General features: G+C 48.3%; 15 protein-coding genes. 2 read left to right on the top strand and 13 right to left on the bottom strand.

The features are described 5' to 3' along the window. Positions 1–40 precede the first annotated feature (40 nt). Positions 41–418, top strand: a complete 378-nt coding sequence (locus HZC01_03860) for a hypothetical protein (protein ID MBI5037807.1) — start codon at positions 41–43, stop codon at positions 416–418. Positions 419–467: 49 nt separating this feature from the next. On the opposite strand, the gene HZC01_03855 is transcribed toward HZC01_03860, so the two are convergent. From HZC01_03855 to tgt, 7 genes are all read right to left on the bottom strand, one after another. Continuing rightward, a complete protein-coding gene (locus HZC01_03855; protein MBI5037806.1) occupies positions 468–944 on the bottom strand; it encodes a peptidylprolyl isomerase in 477 nt (158 codons plus the stop codon). Between the two features lie 15 nt (positions 945–959). Next, positions 960–3,695, bottom strand: a complete 2,736-nt coding sequence (locus tag HZC01_03850; GenBank protein ID MBI5037805.1) for an ATP-dependent Clp protease ATP-binding subunit — start codon at positions 3,693–3,695, stop codon at positions 960–962. A gap of 2 nt (positions 3,696–3,697) precedes the next feature. Continuing rightward, positions 3,698–4,093 (bottom strand): hypothetical protein, encoded by a 396-nt coding sequence (locus HZC01_03845; protein MBI5037804.1) that lies wholly within the window; start codon positions 4,091–4,093, stop codon positions 3,698–3,700. 107 nt (positions 4,094–4,200) lie between these two features. Beyond that, positions 4,201–4,677, bottom strand: coding sequence for a phosphatidylglycerophosphatase A (locus HZC01_03840; GenBank protein MBI5037803.1), 477 nt, complete (start codon positions 4,675–4,677; stop codon positions 4,201–4,203). An 11-nt stretch (positions 4,678–4,688) separates the two neighbouring features. Continuing rightward, positions 4,689–5,165 (bottom strand): GNAT family N-acetyltransferase, encoded by a 477-nt coding sequence (locus tag HZC01_03835; GenBank protein MBI5037802.1) that lies wholly within the window; start codon positions 5,163–5,165, stop codon positions 4,689–4,691. Positions 5,166–5,260: 95 nt separating this feature from the next. Further along, positions 5,261–5,644 (bottom strand): hypothetical protein, encoded by a 384-nt coding sequence (locus HZC01_03830; protein ID MBI5037801.1) that lies wholly within the window; start codon positions 5,642–5,644, stop codon positions 5,261–5,263. 4 nt (positions 5,645–5,648) lie between these two features. Next, positions 5,649–6,755 (bottom strand): tRNA guanosine(34) transglycosylase Tgt, encoded by a 1,107-nt coding sequence (gene tgt / locus HZC01_03825; GenBank protein ID MBI5037800.1) that lies wholly within the window; start codon positions 6,753–6,755, stop codon positions 5,649–5,651. Positions 6,756–6,796: 41 nt separating this feature from the next. On the opposite strand from tgt, the gene HZC01_03820 reads away from it, so the two are divergent. Further along, the gene (locus tag HZC01_03820) at positions 6,797–7,429 is read left to right on the top strand and encodes a CDP-alcohol phosphatidyltransferase family protein (protein MBI5037799.1); all 633 of its coding nucleotides are present in this window, start codon (positions 6,797–6,799) and stop codon (positions 7,427–7,429) included. On the opposite strand, the gene HZC01_03815 is transcribed toward HZC01_03820, so the two are convergent. The 6 genes from HZC01_03815 to HZC01_03790 form a co-directional block, all read right to left on the bottom strand. Further along, positions 7,410–9,503, bottom strand: coding sequence for a hypothetical protein (locus HZC01_03815; GenBank protein ID MBI5037798.1), 2,094 nt, complete (start codon positions 9,501–9,503; stop codon positions 7,410–7,412). The two genes, HZC01_03820 and HZC01_03815, sit on opposite strands and share 20 nt — an antisense overlap. Positions 9,504–9,524: 21 nt before the next feature. After that, a complete protein-coding gene (recO, locus tag HZC01_03810) occupies positions 9,525–10,274 on the bottom strand; it encodes a DNA repair protein RecO (GenBank protein MBI5037797.1) in 750 nt (249 codons plus the stop codon). An 8-nt stretch (positions 10,275–10,282) separates the two neighbouring features. Further along, a complete protein-coding gene (locus HZC01_03805) occupies positions 10,283–13,186 on the bottom strand; it encodes an isoleucine--tRNA ligase (GenBank protein MBI5037796.1) in 2,904 nt (967 codons plus the stop codon). 68 nt (positions 13,187–13,254) lie between these two features. Continuing rightward, positions 13,255–13,713, bottom strand: coding sequence for a flavodoxin domain-containing protein (locus HZC01_03800; GenBank protein ID MBI5037795.1), 459 nt, complete (start codon positions 13,711–13,713; stop codon positions 13,255–13,257). Between the two features lie 36 nt (positions 13,714–13,749). Next, the gene (locus HZC01_03795; GenBank protein MBI5037794.1) at positions 13,750–14,358 is read right to left on the bottom strand and encodes a CPBP family intramembrane metalloprotease; all 609 of its coding nucleotides are present in this window, start codon (positions 14,356–14,358) and stop codon (positions 13,750–13,752) included. 8 nt (positions 14,359–14,366) lie between these two features. Continuing rightward, positions 14,367–15,512, bottom strand: coding sequence for a glycosyltransferase family 4 protein (locus HZC01_03790; GenBank protein ID MBI5037793.1), 1,146 nt, complete (start codon positions 15,510–15,512; stop codon positions 14,367–14,369). Positions 15,513–15,522: the final 10 nt, after the last annotated feature.

Below are 15,522 nucleotides of genomic sequence, written 5' to 3'. Positions count from 1 at the left end.
TTCGTTGACAATACCTTAAAAACCAAGCTATACTATGCCTATGAAACGCATTGCTCTCATTTCCCTCGGCACTCTCACGCTACTGGCGACCACGGTCAAAACCGCCTGGGCGCAGACCTTTTATGGCGTGCAATTTGATCCCGAAGGGAAAATCAAGCAAGCAACCAAGTTGCCTGACGAAGACCCGCAAACAATCACGGTTAATGTCATCCAATGGGCACTCGGGGTATTAGGGTTGGTCGCGGTTATTATGGTGCTGATTGGCGGGGTGATGTGGATGACGTCTGCCGGCAATGAAGAAAAAGTCCGCAAAGCAAAAGAAATCCTCCGCGCCGCGGTAATCGGGCTGGTGGTCATTTTGCTATCCTGGGCACTGGTATCATTTGTCATCAACCAAACCCAAGAAGTAGCTTCATAAGCATCGCGAGCTCTGGTCTAACGACAACCGCCGATTGAGGCGATTTTTTTTATTCCCCAGATTCTATCCGCACGTGTTCCATCACGTCCCCAGCAACAATGCGTTTGACGACATCCATGCCCTCAATCACCTTGCCAAAGATGGTATACGCTTTTGGCAAGCTATTATTATCAGCTAACATAATAAAAAATTGCGAGCCATTGGTATCCGGTCCTGCATTGGCCATGGCCACAATGCCTTCATCATATTCCCGCCGCACCGGCTCATCGGGAAATCGATATCCCGGACCACCGGCGCCAGTACCCGTCGGATCGCCGCCCTGGATGACAAAACCCGGCACCACCCGATGAAACGTCACGCCATTGTAGTAGTCCGCCTCCGTCAGATAGACGAAGTTGCTCACGGTCGCGGGCGCATCATCCGCAAACAATTCGAATACAATAGTGCCCTTATTCGTCTGCAAGCGGGCACGCTTCTGTTTTATTTTTTCATCAGGCAATACGCCCGGATGGCTGTACGTAGTCATGGGTATATAATTATTTTATAACGCTTCTGCTTGTCTCACTGAAATACGACCGCCCACCTCAAGCACGGCCACGTCGCGACGGCTCAAGCGGCCTTGCAATAAATAGGTGGCTAACGCATTATCCACTTTGTCTTGAATGGCACGGCGTAAAGGACGGGCACCAAACACCGGATCAAATCCTTCGCGGGCTAATTCTTCTTTGGCTGCGGCGCTTGCCTCCAGTCGAATTCCCTTGAGCGCTAATCGCTTGGCCACCTGTTTCAACATCAGATCGACGATTTGAATAATATCCTCCATGGCCAACGGCTTGAAGACGACGATGTTGTCAAAACGGTTAAGGAACTCTGGCCGGAAGTACGGCTTGAGCGCTTGGTTAATCAACTCATCGCGGATACCCTCCAGCGTCGCCTTCTCCCGAATACGATCTTGAATTAACTGCGAACCGGCATTCGATGTAGCAATGATGATGGTGTTCGTGAAATCAATCGTACGACCAAGGGTGTCAGTCAATCGACCATCGTCCATCACTTGGAGGAATACATTGAGAATATCCGGATGGGCTTTTTCGATTTCATCCAGGAGTACCAGTGAGAATGGCTGGGCGCGCACTGCTTCAGTGAGGAATCCGCCTTGGCCACCGCCGCTGTATCCTGGGGGCGCTCCAATTAACCGATTAATTGAGGCTTGCTCTTGGTATTCGGACATATCCAAGCGGATCATATTTTCCTCGGCTCCGAAATAAATATCAGCTACTGTTTTGGCCAGTTCGGTTTTACCCACACCAGTCGGCCCCAGGAACAAGAGATTGACGATCGGCCGATTCAAATCGCGCAATTCAGCGCGAGCCCGACGCAGGGCAGTAGCCACCGCCGACACCGCTTCCTCTTGGTCAACCATGCGCTCGTGGATTAATTGTTCCATGTTTAATAATTTTTCCGTCTCTTGTTGAGTCAGTTTGGTTACCGGTACATTTGTTTTATTCGAAACTATTTCTGCGACATCTTCGGTAGTCACAATGGAATTTTTGCCACGCTTCTTGCGCACATATACACCAATCTCCTCAAGCAATGCAATTGCTTTTTCCGGTAAATACCGATCGTGAATATATCGCTCAGAAAATTCGACTGTTTTGCGGATTGATTGATAGGAGAAAAATATTTCATTCTTTGCTTCAATGCCAGATGCTTTGCCCTGCAAAATTTGAATCGCACCATTCGTATCCGGCTCAAGTACTTGGACTTTCTGGAATACAGAAGTCAATGAGCTGGATCCCTCGATGTAGCGACGGTAATCCTGGGTCGTGGTGGTGGCAATGCAGAAAAATAATCGCTTAGATAATGCATTAGCCAGCATGGCCGCAATATCCATATTCTCTGCACCTTGAGTAGATACGCCCACCATGTTCTGGATGTTATCAATAAACATAACAATATTACCGGAGCGTACCACTTCATTTATGATTTGGAGAAATAATGCTTCGAGCTCGCCCTGACGGCCAGCCGCTCCAACTAATGAAGCGACTGATAAGCTCACAAATCGCCGGTCCTGCAACACTTCCGGAACCTCTTCAGTCGCCATCATTTCAGCAATACCCTCAACAATGCTTGTCTTCCCTACACCGGGATTGCCCGCTAGGATAACATTCTTGCCCCCTTCGATAATGCGTAGCACTTCATCCAGCTCACGATCCCGGCCAATCGTTGGAGGCAAGACGCCGCGCCGAGCCAGCTGAGTTAAATCAGACGAAAAGCGATCGAGGAGCGGCGTGGCCTGAGCGGTCATAGATTTATTCATCACGCCCTTTGATTTATAGGCAGCTTTCATGCGCTGAGAACTCCAACGCTCAGCTAGACGATGCTGAATATTGATCCACTCTACGGCATTAATTATATCTTGCTGTTCTATTTCCAAATCATAAAAAATCTCCTGCGTCTGAGCATCCATCTGAATCAGCGCAGTCAGTAATTGTGCCACATCAATACGCGATCGGCGATCATAGTATGCCTCAGCATACGAACGTAACACAACCTGGAGAAATGTACTGCCAATAGCGACGCGTCCATCGCCCACCGGTATTCTACCCAAACCGCGAGAAATGCGCTCTACCAGAGCTTTGCCATCTACGCCGAGTCGGCCTAACACAACTTTGGTATCCGTATGATTCAGAAGTGACGCAGTCAGATGCAGCGGCACGACATACGCGTGACGCAATTTGCGTGCTAATTGCCAAGCGTCTTCCACGTGGCGCTGGCTATTTGGCGTCAAACATTGCGAGACGTCAATCCAGTCTGTCGCGCGATCGGCCTGCAAACGCTCAAGAATAACTACGGGATTTTCATCGGTCAAAATAGGGTCAAATGAACGCCCCATGACCGAGCGATCAAGCAATGATTCGCGTGACATCCGATAATAAGCGTACAAGTCAGATAACAAGCTTATCGCAAAGATGCCCATTAACCCATTTTTCCGTAAAAAGACATCCCCGATCTGCCCCCCCTCCTGCAGCACCGCATAAATCGTCACACCGAGTGCGCCCAAACCCAATAATCCAAAAAGGAGTAAAAAGCCGTTGATCAGCCCTTTGACCGAGCGCTCGAGCGCTTCTTCAAAAATATGCAGAGTATCTAATTTCTTTTTCCAATACAACGCGTGTCCCTCGAGCCAGGCAAAAACCGGATAGGTATCAATAAAGGCGGGGGTATTCGGCTCCCCTTCAAGTATGACGAAACTTTGTCCTCGAGATTTCGGCATAGCTATAGATCAAATCTGAAAAAAGTAATATCGGTTACCTGAAAGAAAATGTAATAGCCAATTATGATCGGCAAGGCTACCCAAAGTGCCACGCCTAAAAAAAGCAGGATAATCCATAACCCGGCGATAATAATCTTCCAACCTAAAATGATAATACGAAATACGATGCTGATGATGCGCCCCTCTTTTGTTGCGTCGCCATACATCGGTTTAAACATGCTGCGCAGCCAGATACCCAAAGCCACCCGTCGTTGCAGGTGAAATGTGGCGCTTTCAGTCGCTCGGGTAATCGCCCGTACCAATCCTTTTGAATACCACCAGATCGGAAAATAGAGAATGTCCCACAGGATCTCAATCGCTATGTACTTCAGCGTGGCGAAAATGATGTTTTGGGACATAGTGAATTTTTATTTTTCTATACTCAGAGTACCATTTTTTTAGGTATTTGTAAAGTAACAAAAAACAAATTACCCTGGCGCCGCCTGATCAAAAACGTCCCAATCGCTTAATACATAATTAACAAGGCTGCCCAAAAAACAAGCGCAGCATGCATGCCCGCAAAAACGTCATCAACCATGACCCCCCACGAGCTTCCCCATCGATCGGCCCACCGAGCCAATCCGAATTTCAACGTGTCAAAAATGCGGAAAATCAAAAAGCCCATGGTAAGGTGCAATAACGTTACGTCATACCAAAATAAGGGGATAAACGTAATAAGCATACCCACCCATTCATCGATCACTATATGTGTACTATCATGCGTCCCGCCTTTCACGTGGGGTAATAACGGATCGGCGATCTGACTTGCCCATAGACCGATAATAAAAATACCCACCATGATAGTGCCGTACAGCCACCAGGGAAGTCCCAGTAACCACCAGGCGGCGACTGCCATCATGAACGAACCCCAACTCCCTGGCCCAATAGGCAGATACCCACTGCCGAATCCCGTAGCGATGAAGAGCGCTAAGCGTGTTCGCATGTAAAAAAATATTAAGCGGCTAGAAATATCGAATACACCAATTCGTCAGTGCCGCGATGGAAGTGATTGCGCAAAATTGCTTCCTGGTGCATACCTTTATTCTGGAAAAATTCCTTGACATCTTTATTGTCCGCATGAATCATTGAAAAAACTTTGCGCAGATGTTTTCCGTGCTGTTTATAATAATAATCTGCTTCGGCAATCATTTGATCAAATAATAATTCTTTGACAAAAGCGCGGTCTTCAACGTCAGGGGCAACAGCGATCCGAGTTAATTCCACCACCCCATGCCGTTCAGTTCCCTGCGGCCGCCAGCTGATTAAGCCTACCGGCTTGCCATCCACCTCAGCAATGCGATAATGCTGATACTCACATTCATGAGTAAAAACTGCTGCGGCTTCATCTTCGGTCGAGAAGGAATACCGAGAATGCAGTAATTGAGATACGGTTTGCCCGTCATCACAGTTCGCTTTTCGAATTGAAATCATCTTTGTTTCATTTACTTTTTTAGTAGGAGTATTGTACCAGAAAGCTGACAATAAAACAACGCTCGCGCGTTGTAGATACTTTCGTTGATAATAAATTACAGTTCGAGGTCTTTTTGATTTGGAATTGGAACGGGTTTTTTGCTTGGAAAAAATCGGCGATAGACATACATAATGCCGCAACTCAACAAATACGTAATCAACAGCGGTAACACAGCCTCAAGTATGAAATACCAAACCCCCTGCATGAACGAGTAATTCTGCAATTCACTAAAATAATTTTCCCGGCCGACGATCACGCCGAGAGCGCCAAAAATGAGCGCCGCGTAAGGCAAAGCGGTGATATGCCAGGATTCGCGTGTCAAATCAAAGGTTGCCCCAGACACGGTTACGCTAGTAACTTCCACTACATATCCGATATAGAGCGGAATCAATAACGCTAATATTATTTTTGCTTTTGTCGGCTTGAAGAAATCATGCATACGCTTACAGTGTACCACCTTTAATGCCTACCCTCAATCGCCGCATCAATTCCAAATAAAAACCCACATTTTGCAAAGACGCCAGCCGCAACGCCAGTGGATCTCCCATCATAAATAAATGGCGTAAATAGGCACGAGAATATTTTTTTGAAGTTGTCACAGAACTCAAACGGTCAATCGGAGTTGTGTCGTTTTGGTATTGGGCTCGCTTAATATGCACCACGTCATAAAATTTTCCTTTCAATGACGTCGTGCGCCAAACATACAATAGGCCATGCCGAGCATTGCGCGTCGGAATTACACAGTCAAACATGTCGATCCCCCGCCGCACTGCCTCTATGATTTGCTCAGGCTTGCCCGCACCCATCAAATAGCGCGGCTTTTCCGTGGGCAAATACGGCACCGTCGCGTCTAACATGGAATACATGGTTTCTTCAGGCTCACCCACTGCCAAACCACCCACCGCATACCCATGAAACGGCAACTGGCGTAACTCTTGAGCATGCCGCTGACGCAATTCAGGGAATGTCGCGCCCTGCACAATGCCAAAAAGCAATTGGTTCCGAATCTTTTTTTTCTTGTACTGGGTAATCGCACGAGCCGCCCAGCGGGTAGTCAATTCCATAGACGTCTCTGCGTAGCTGGCGGTCGTCGGATACGGCGGGCACTCATCGAGCACCATGATAATGTCTGAACCCAAAGTATGTTGAATATCAATGGCTTTTTCAGGAGTCAAAAAAAGTGTCTGACCATCCATTTCCGAAACAAATTTCACCCCGCGTTCAGTGATGGTGCGCCGTTGTGATAATGAAAATACTTGATAACCGCCAGAGTCTGTCAGGATGGGGCCCGGCCACTGCATAAAGTCATGAAGCCCACCAAATTTCTTAATAACACGCAATCCTGGACGCTGCCACAAATGATATGTATTCGACAAAAGTATGTCAGACTGGACATACTGCATATCCTCAGCTGACAATGTCTTGACTGCTCCACGGGTAGCGATGGGCATAAAGGCCGGAGTCGTCACCGTTCCGTGAGCGGTGCGAAGTTGCCCAGTGCGGGCAGATGATTTTTTGCTGGTAGTAATAACTCGATAGTGTGTAACCATAGACACCCGGTAGAATAACCGGTACAGTAGTAGTATACACTATGCGCGCTGACTCGATAAATCATACATTGCTCGGCAAACTCCATCAGCGTAAAGATGCGCTTCTCGCCGGAACGGCACAGCGCCTCCCCCGCTGGGTCACACCGAATGGCATTACGATACTCCGTATCATATTGGTAATCCCGATATACTGGCTATACACCCGAGGCTATATCGTCAGCACGCTGATTGTGTTTGGTGTCGCATTAGTGACTGATGTATTGGACGGCGTGGTCGCCCGGCAGCGTGGACACGAAACAACCACAGGAAAATTATTTGACCCGGCCGCTGATAAGATACTTATTATTACCGTCTTTTTTATTGTGGCACTCGACAGAGTCGCTGACGCCATCATCTACACCCTGGTCGGTCTGGAATTAGGATTAGTGATTTTAGCAATCGTGATCAGCCCGCTGGTACAACGATTTACGCAGCGGAAACCAAGGTTAGGAGCCAATAACGCCGGAAAAATAAAAATGACGCTTGAAAGCATCGCCGTAGCACTTTTACTGATCAGTTCCGGTCAAACAATAACCATGATCGCCACCTATCTCCTCGGAGGGGCGGCATTCTTTGCGGCTCTCAGCATCATTCTCCACCTGATACTCCGCGAGCCTAACTCGCGTTCGTATTAAGGTTGCTGTTCGAATTAGTATTGCTGTTGCTATTGGTCGGCTTGGGCATGATGACGGCTCCATCACCTGCCGCGACAGGATCAGTCGGAAGCGCACTCGTGATCGGCGCGCTTGTTTTGGCTATTTCACTTTCAGTAAATGCGTCAGTGCCGCTGACCGTCGTGGCATTGAGCAGTACCAAGACATCGCCGACATCGCTCACGGCAGGCGTCATGCTCAGGGCAAATGACGCTTCAAGTTCGGGAATAAATTGACCAACGTGCCTCGGCAATCGGTTGATTGACCAGGTGACTACTCGGGTTTCGGCATCATAGCTGACACTCCCCGCCGTGGCTGAACTCTGGAACGCCCAAACGACTCCCTGTGGCAATGTTGCACTTACGGTCACCTGCTGAACTTCATTGGTCGTATTCTGCAAATACCAGTACACTCGATAAGTCGTTGCCGTGCCGACTTCCGGAGGATATGGACCAGACCCAACTGGAATATATTCGTCATTATAATATCTCCCTTCGCTGCGCAAGGTAACAGCACTCGTTATCTTAGTCACTAAGGGCTCACTCGTCACTGACAGCGTTTCACCCTCCAAATCCCGAACATCTGACGAGTGCGCGGTCGCGGTAGCCGTAATCGTAAAATTACCATCGTCTGCGGAGGATGGGGTAAAAGTATTGCTCACCGGTACGGTCATTGAGATTTCCGCTGTATCATTGGGCGCTAGCGACTTCAGCGCTGGCACGGTGGTCGAGTCCCACGTCAATGTCCCGTCAGTGAGATGGCCAGCAAACGGATCAATGAGGCCATCCCAATTGATGACCGCTCCCACAAGTTTAAAATCGACAATCACATTTTCAATAATACTATCACTCCCATTCTCGAGCATGATCGTATACGCCACTGGCTCACCAAACCCGCGCGGCTCACCATTGATGCTATCATTCTGCTGCACGGTTACTAATAATTGCGGATTAATCACAAATACCAACGCGGTAATTTCCGCCTGTGGCACATATACACCTGCGCTATCGGTATATCCAGCTTGTGCCAGTATTTCACCACTGGTGCCCTGCGCTGCATCCATGCGACCTGACCAGGAGAATTGCATTTCTTCACCCGCCTTGATTTCTGCGATTGCCCAGATCAGCTTACCCTCAGTCCGTGGGTCGGGACTCACATTGCTCACCGTCATGTCATTGGGGGCGGTGACCGAGATTTCCACCTGGGCAATAGGATGATCAGCGGTATTAGTCAGTGTTAATGTATACAGATCATCGCGACCCGCAATGCTTTTTGGTGGGCTCTCCAGATCAAGTTCAAGCACCGAACCGCTGATGGTCGTCTGGAGCGTCGTCTGGGTTTGGAAAACTGAGCTAAAATTCGATGGCGTATAGCTAAGAATTGTTGGAAAAGTAATGGCACTGCCAGTTTCACCCAAAAACATTCCCGTTAGGCTCAAACGTTTCTGCTTTCCCGGTTCAATGGTGCCAAGCTGCCAAGCATTATGCGCTTCGTTTTCCGCTTGGGGAATTGAGGACTCAAAAGTAAATGAGTCGGGCAGCTGTAGGGTTAATTCAACATCCTGCACGGCAACTGATTCATTATTCTCCACGATAATGATGAGCGTCGACGAAGAGCCGGAAGTAATCACCGGTTCATCTTCAAATCGAACAGAGATTGATTCATTGGCAAATTGAGCCTCTCGATTCACAAAAAAATAGAACCCGGCGGCGACTGCACCGCAGATTACCAACAAACCGCAGATAACGGCGATAATGATTTTTTTACGGCGGCCTGGTACTGTTCGGTCAAAATGCGTCGACGGTGTACCCCCTATGCCGCGCCGATATAAATCGGAAAACTGCTGTGCTGCTTCGGATATTTTTTTTCGGCTTGACTTAGGCGTGGCCGGCTCCGCTTCTTCTTCAACCTTAATCACTCGTGATTGCGATATCGAATTGGATGCGGGCCGAACCGACTCCAGTGACGCTAGTTCATCCTTAGAAAACGCCTCCTGATCATCAGTCGTTATTTCGGTCGGTACGCCAGTAGTTGGTGATTTTTGTTTCCGTGCCATACACTCATAGTATACCAAACATTAGACCAAAGTCCCAAATGCGCCAAAGGATATGTCTCGCTCAAAAATATAACTAAGAAAAGTGTCAATGAGCGTGTCCGATTCCCGAGCAATCGAAGCCGGATAACGCAGCCGTCGAACGCGTTTCATATCCTCATTACACAATTCACGAATAAGCTTAATTGTTGTCGTGGTAATTGGGCGTGCCGACGCGTCAACGCCGCGGCACCGCAGATGAACGAGTCCCCCACGTTTGACAGAAAACATTGTATCATCTGCCGACATCGCCTGATGACACACCATGCAATTGCGTAATTCTGGGGCGTGCCCCAACAACACCAATAAGCGCCATGAAAAATGCCAACGCAATAATTGATAGAGGGCTGGGCCATCATGTGTTTCGAGCGCTACAAATGTTTGCTCAAGCAATTGATAAACCCGAGTATCGCGCTGCCGTTCATGGCTGACCGTCGCCACCAGCGCAGCACAAAACCAAGCTACCGCTTTCCGGCGCGGGTCTAAGTGAATGCTAGGAAAGGTAGATTGAATTTCTGCTCCAGTGATCGTGTCAAATGTAGCACCAGTAACTGCGGTGAGTACCGCTGCCTGTAACGGCTCCAAACTGCCCGCTAATTTACTCGAAATTTTTCGCACACCCCGTGCCCGGAGCGTCGCCATTCCCTGTTCCTGAGAATAAATGGTCACCAAACGATCAACCTCGCGAACATCCTGATGCCGGAGGATGATGCCGGTCAGCTGGTACATACCCATAGCCAGCGTTAAAGTTTTTTGATGCCAAAAAGTAATTTAGTGCCCCCGAGGTCAAGTACTTTCTTCAGATCAACATTTTCTGGAATGTCTTTCAAGCAATGATCCGCCACCACTTCCCGGCAAATGACATCTCTAAAATGCTTGACAATCCCCTCTAGCTCTTCACTGCCGATTTCATAATAGACCGTGATGTGGTCAGTAATGGTCAGGCCGGCATCTTTGCGCAGAGCATTGAGGTGCCGCACAATTTCGCGGACGATACCCTGTTGTTTCAATTCATCAGTAATAGTAATATCAAGCGCCACCTGCATCGATCCCTCGCTGCTCGCCACAAATTCAACGCCGGTTGGCATTTTTTTGGCGGGAACAACGCTGACCACATTCAGCTCTTCCTGGATAATGGTCAATAAATCTGCATCCAAAGCCAGCTCGGGAATGACTAATTGAGACAATGGCTGCCGAACTTTTATTTCTTTTGTTTTGCGTAAACTGTGGCCCAATTCAACCACTGCCCGCACCTGCTGCATCTTTTTCAAAAGTTCTGCATCAACTGCGTGAGCGGCCGGCCAAGTGGCCAGATGCACGCTTTTTTGCTTCGCCCCTGTCGTCTCCTGATACATCCATTCGGCAAAGAATGGCGCGGCGGGTGCCAATACCTTACTCAAGGTAACTAAAGAATATTGCAACGTCTGCAGCGCCTGATCTTTATCCACCGACGCCTGTTTCATCCGACCACGAGAGCGACGCACATACCAAGTCGACAGGTCTTGGATATAGTCGGTGATGGCGCGGGTGGCTTCAGTAATCGCATAGACATCAAATTTCTGGGTGACAAATGCGACCACGCTATCCAGTCGTGCTAATGCCCACTGGTCCAGCACATGCGAGACCTGGGGGCGCTCTGGTTCGCTCCGCACTTCACCGGCATACAGTTTCCAAAAAGAAACGACATTGGATAGAATCATCCAATTTTTCTTCACCACCTCATGTACCTGCTGTTCAACGAATAATTTTGCCTCGCCCGGCTGATTCACCGTAAAGAGAAACCACCGCACTGCATCCACGCCGTAGGTGTCCATCATAACAAATGGGTCCACGACGTTGCCTTTTGACTTCGACATCTTCTGCCCCTTGTCATCCAAAATATGCCCGAGACAAACGACGTTTTGATACGGCGCTGATTTACCGATCAACGTGGAAACGGCCAGCAAGGTGTAGAACCAGCCGCGGGTTTGGTCAACTGCTTCGGAAATATAGTCAGCCGGGAAACTAACACCGGTATCAATCCGCTCCGCATTCTCAAACGGATAATGCCACTGGGCAAACGGCATGGCGCCCGAATCAAACCACACATCAATCACTTCCGGCACCCGGTGATATTCCCTACCATCTTTCACTAATACAATATCATCTACAAACGGCCGGTGCGGATCGAATGCCTCGCCAACTAATTCTTGCTTTTGCGCGTACTGTTTCAATTCTGCAAATGAGCCGATACACAGATATTGATCGTCCGCGGAGCGCCAAATCGGCAATGGCGTTCCCCAATACCGTTCGCGAGAAAACGCCCAGTCTTTCACCTCGTTCAACCATTCACCAAATCTTCCTTGCTGTAAATGAGACGGTACCCAGTTAATCGTTTTATTATTCGCGATCAATTGCTCTTTCAATTTCGTCATGGCGATAAACCACGAATCTTTTGCATAATATAATAATGGCGTATCACAACGCCAGCAGAATGGGTAAGAATGTTTATAGGGTTCTTCACGGAGTAATAACTCGCGCTCAGACAAAGATGCAATAATCGCCCGCTCCGTCGTTGCCGACTTTACAAACTTCCCGGCGAATTCGGGCACCGCTGTGGTAAATTTACCCTGCTCATCCACGGTGTGGAATTTTGGCAATCCAATGGATTCGCCTAAGCGATAGTCATCCTCGCCATACATTACTGCGGTATGAACCACGCCGGTGCCCTCTTCCGTATTTACAAAATCGGCCGCATACACCTGATACGACGTTGGTGATTGTAATTCGTTGATGGCAAATAACGGTTCATAGTGCAACCCAACCAACGCGGCACCCTTTAATTCTTCAACTACTTTATAAGTGCTGCCTAAACGGTCAACCACCCCTGCCGCACAATAATAAAAGCTTCCGTCTATTTTTACTTTGACGTAATCAATATCCTTCCCTACGGCCAGCGCCACATTGCCCGGCAACGTCCAGGGTGTCGTGGTCCAAGAAACGATATAAGTATCGTCCTGATCAACGACTTTAAACTTTACAAATACTGACGTGTCAGTGACGTCTTTGTACCCCTGGGCTACTTCATGCGAGGAAAGTGCCGTGCCACAACGCGGACAATGCGGCACGACTTTGTGGCCGCGATATAATAAGTCCTTATCCCAAATCTGCTTGATCACCCACCAGAGGCTCTCTACATACGCCGGTTCGTAGGTGACATAGGGATGCTCGAGATCCAGCCAAAAACCCATGCGCTTGGTCAGGCGCTCCCATTCTTCTTTATACTGCCACACTGATTCTTTGCATTTCTGATTAAATTCCGCGATGCCAAATTTTTCAATATCGGGTTTGCCCGAAATGCCCAATTGCTTTTCTACTTGCAATTCAACCGGTAAGCCATGGGTATCCCAACCAGCCTTCCGCTCCACAAAAAATCCCTGCATGGTTTTGTACCGGAGCACCACGTCTTTGTAGGCGCGGGCCAAGACATGATGAATGCCCGGGCGGCCATTGGCCGTCGGTGGCCCCTCAAAGAAAACAAACGGCTTACCCGCTTTCGTTTGGGCAAGACTCTGTTCAAATATTTTTTCCTTTTCCCAAAATTTCAGGATTCGTTCTTCAATTTCTGGGAATGCCATTCGTTGGTTTTTCTTCTCGTCCGGTGTCATACGGTAACTCCTACTCTAACCTAAAAAACGCCTCTTGGCAAGGCATCCCCGACTCTTCCATGAAACTGTTACGCACGAGGTGTGCGCGTGGAAACTTTTTGGATCAGACTCGCGCCCCAAGCCTTCGCTCGTTCCTCTTCACCATTACGCAAAGGGCCTTCGTGCCCCAGTACGATGAAATGTTCAGGCTTGGCAATTAATTCAGCGCCATGACTTTGCAATTCGTGAGCGATTCGAGTACAGGCAGTCCCCGCCCACCATTTATCATATCGAGAATCAAAGGTCGCTACCGCGATGCCGGACAAATCAACGCCTTTGAGCTTAACAAAAACTTCAAGCATATTTTTGGTTGGCCGCCAGACATTGATTGGCGACCCCATCACGACCAAATCAGCCGATTGAATCATGGCAGGCTGAAACTCCCAGGCCTTAATGATTTTGGCGGTTTTCCCTAGCGCGCCGTATATCGCATGCGCTATTTTGCTAGTATTTCCGAACACTGAATCGTAGACAAGTACTACCTTCATATGACTGGTACAGTATACAAAAAAGGTTGTTTTTTGTCACTGGTTGATGGCAGCTCGAGAAGCCGTTGTGGTAAAAAATCCATAATATACGGCTATCAGATTAAGCGCCATATGAGCCAACGACGCGATGATCAAGTTTGGGAAAAAATAATATAATACACTAAACCCTGCGCCGCCCACTAATGCGAGCAGCAACTGAACCCGCCAATTCCCATAGCCAGCATGCGCCAGGGTAAAAATAATCACGCTCATAATAATTGCCAGCCATCCAATACCCAAGACTTCCTTAAGTCGAGTCAGGGTAAACGACATAAAAACAAATTGTTGGGCAAGGCTGATGGGAATAAATAAATAACGAAAGTGGCTATCCGATTTCCAGTTTTCAGCTTTAGACAAACCTAAGCGAGAGCTATACCACCGAATGGCGGCATATCCAACGATAACGAAAATTCCATACCCGATCGCGGCGGGCACAAGTGTATCTGACCGAATGCCGATGTCGAACCAGGTTTGCTCACGAGCGATGGTTATCACCACCGCCGCAATGCAAACCATACCCAATACATGCCAACGGAACCGATGTGGGATAATTCCGGTGGCAATCAATAGTAATGGAACAGCAATCACGACCAGTAAGATAAGCACGAGTTTGTCTAAACCTTCTTATACACCACTAACGTTTTTCGTGCGACCTCATCCCAGGAAAAACGCGCCGCCTGTTTCTCTCCTACCAAGCCTAAACGCTTTTGGAGCGAAGGGTCAGAGAGTAATTTCTGCAGTGCCCGGGCAATTTCTTGATCATTTTCCGGATTTACCAGCAGCGCGGCCTTGCCGGCGATTTCAGGCAATGACGACACATTACTGGTGATGACGGGGGTTCCGAGAGCCATCGCCTCTAATACAGGCAACCCGAATCCTTCATAACTCGAGGGAAAGGCAAAACACGCGGCGCGCTTCATTAAGGCAATTTTTTGATTGTGCGTCACATACCCCAAATATTTGACCTGGCGCTGTAATTTAAGCTGTCTGATCAAGTCAAAAATTTCCTCATGCTTAAAACCTTTTGCGCCAGCTAAAACTAGTTGATACTGAGCAAAAGACACCTTCGGATACCGCGCATCTGATTCGAGAAATTTCTTATAGGCGCGCAATAATGCCGATACATTCTTACGCGGTTCCAGCGTGCCCATGAAAAATATGAACCGCTTACCGAGCTTAAACCGATCCAAGCTGTCAATTTTCGTATTATGCACTCGAACGGGACGGACATCCACGCCCTCATGAGTTACCGTTACTTTGCGACTCGGGACATTGAATAGCTCCTTCAAATCTTGCTTGGTGCTCTCGGAAACGGCGATGATATGGTCAGCCGTACTCACGGCACGCGGGACTAATAAGCGAGTGCTAAAAATTTGGGAGGGAAACCACGCCGGATTTTTATAAATGGCGAGGTCATGAACGGTCACCACCGTCTTCTTCGGATAGGTTAGTGGTACGGAGGTTATCGGAGAATGAAACACGTCCAGATTATGCTTCAATAAATACGCCGAGATCAGCATATGAGAGTAAGCAAACGGCAAGAACTTATTGTATTGGGAAAATGGCAATTGTTTGATGTGAACGTTCGCTTGAGAAAATTCACCCGTGTCCATGATGCGGTGATCGAAATACAAATAGTACGTATTCGTTTTGTCGATACGCAAAAGATGCTTCACTAGATTGTACGTATAGTGCCCCACCCCGGCGCGCTCGCCGAGCTTTGGATTGAGAATGGTTCGGCAATCGATACCTATCTTCATAGTGAATGCG

It is taken from the genome of Candidatus Kerfeldbacteria bacterium (assembly GCA_016214565.1).
Taxonomy (GTDB): Bacteria; Patescibacteriota; Patescibacteriia; order UBA10025; family JAHIVO01; genus JAXDBW01.
The sequence above is the reverse complement of the archived record's forward strand: the minus strand, read 5'-3'. Positions and strand labels throughout refer to the sequence as shown.

Coding starts and splice junctions, on each gene's coding strand:
- HZC01_03860 (MBI5037807.1), top strand. CDS start 41: ATGAAACGCATTGCTCTCATTTCCCTCGGCACTCTCACGCTACTGGCG.
- HZC01_03855 (MBI5037806.1), bottom strand. CDS start 944: ATGACTACGTACAGCCATCCGGGCGTATTGCCTGATGAAAAAATAAAA.
- HZC01_03850 (MBI5037805.1), bottom strand. CDS start 3,695: ATGCCGAAATCTCGAGGACAAAGTTTCGTCATACTTGAAGGGGAGCCG.
- HZC01_03845 (MBI5037804.1), bottom strand. CDS start 4,093: ATGTCCCAAAACATCATTTTCGCCACGCTGAAGTACATAGCGATTGAG.
- HZC01_03840 (MBI5037803.1), bottom strand. CDS start 4,677: ATGCGAACACGCTTAGCGCTCTTCATCGCTACGGGATTCGGCAGTGGG.
- HZC01_03835 (MBI5037802.1), bottom strand. CDS start 5,165: ATGATTTCAATTCGAAAAGCGAACTGTGATGACGGGCAAACCGTATCT.
- HZC01_03830 (MBI5037801.1), bottom strand. CDS start 5,644: ATGCATGATTTCTTCAAGCCGACAAAAGCAAAAATAATATTAGCGTTA.
- tgt (MBI5037800.1), bottom strand. CDS start 6,755: ATGGTTACACACTATCGAGTTATTACTACCAGCAAAAAATCATCTGCC.
- HZC01_03820 (MBI5037799.1), top strand. CDS start 6,797: ATGCGCGCTGACTCGATAAATCATACATTGCTCGGCAAACTCCATCAG.
- HZC01_03815 (MBI5037798.1), bottom strand. CDS start 9,503: ATGGCACGGAAACAAAAATCACCAACTACTGGCGTACCGACCGAAATA.
- recO (MBI5037797.1), bottom strand. CDS start 10,274: ATGGGTATGTACCAGCTGACCGGCATCATCCTCCGGCATCAGGATGTT.
- HZC01_03805 (MBI5037796.1), bottom strand. CDS start 13,186: ATGACACCGGACGAGAAGAAAAACCAACGAATGGCATTCCCAGAAATT.
- HZC01_03800 (MBI5037795.1), bottom strand. CDS start 13,713: ATGAAGGTAGTACTTGTCTACGATTCAGTGTTCGGAAATACTAGCAAA.
- HZC01_03790 (MBI5037793.1), bottom strand. CDS start 15,512: ATGAAGATAGGTATCGATTGCCGAACCATTCTCAATCCAAAGCTCGGC.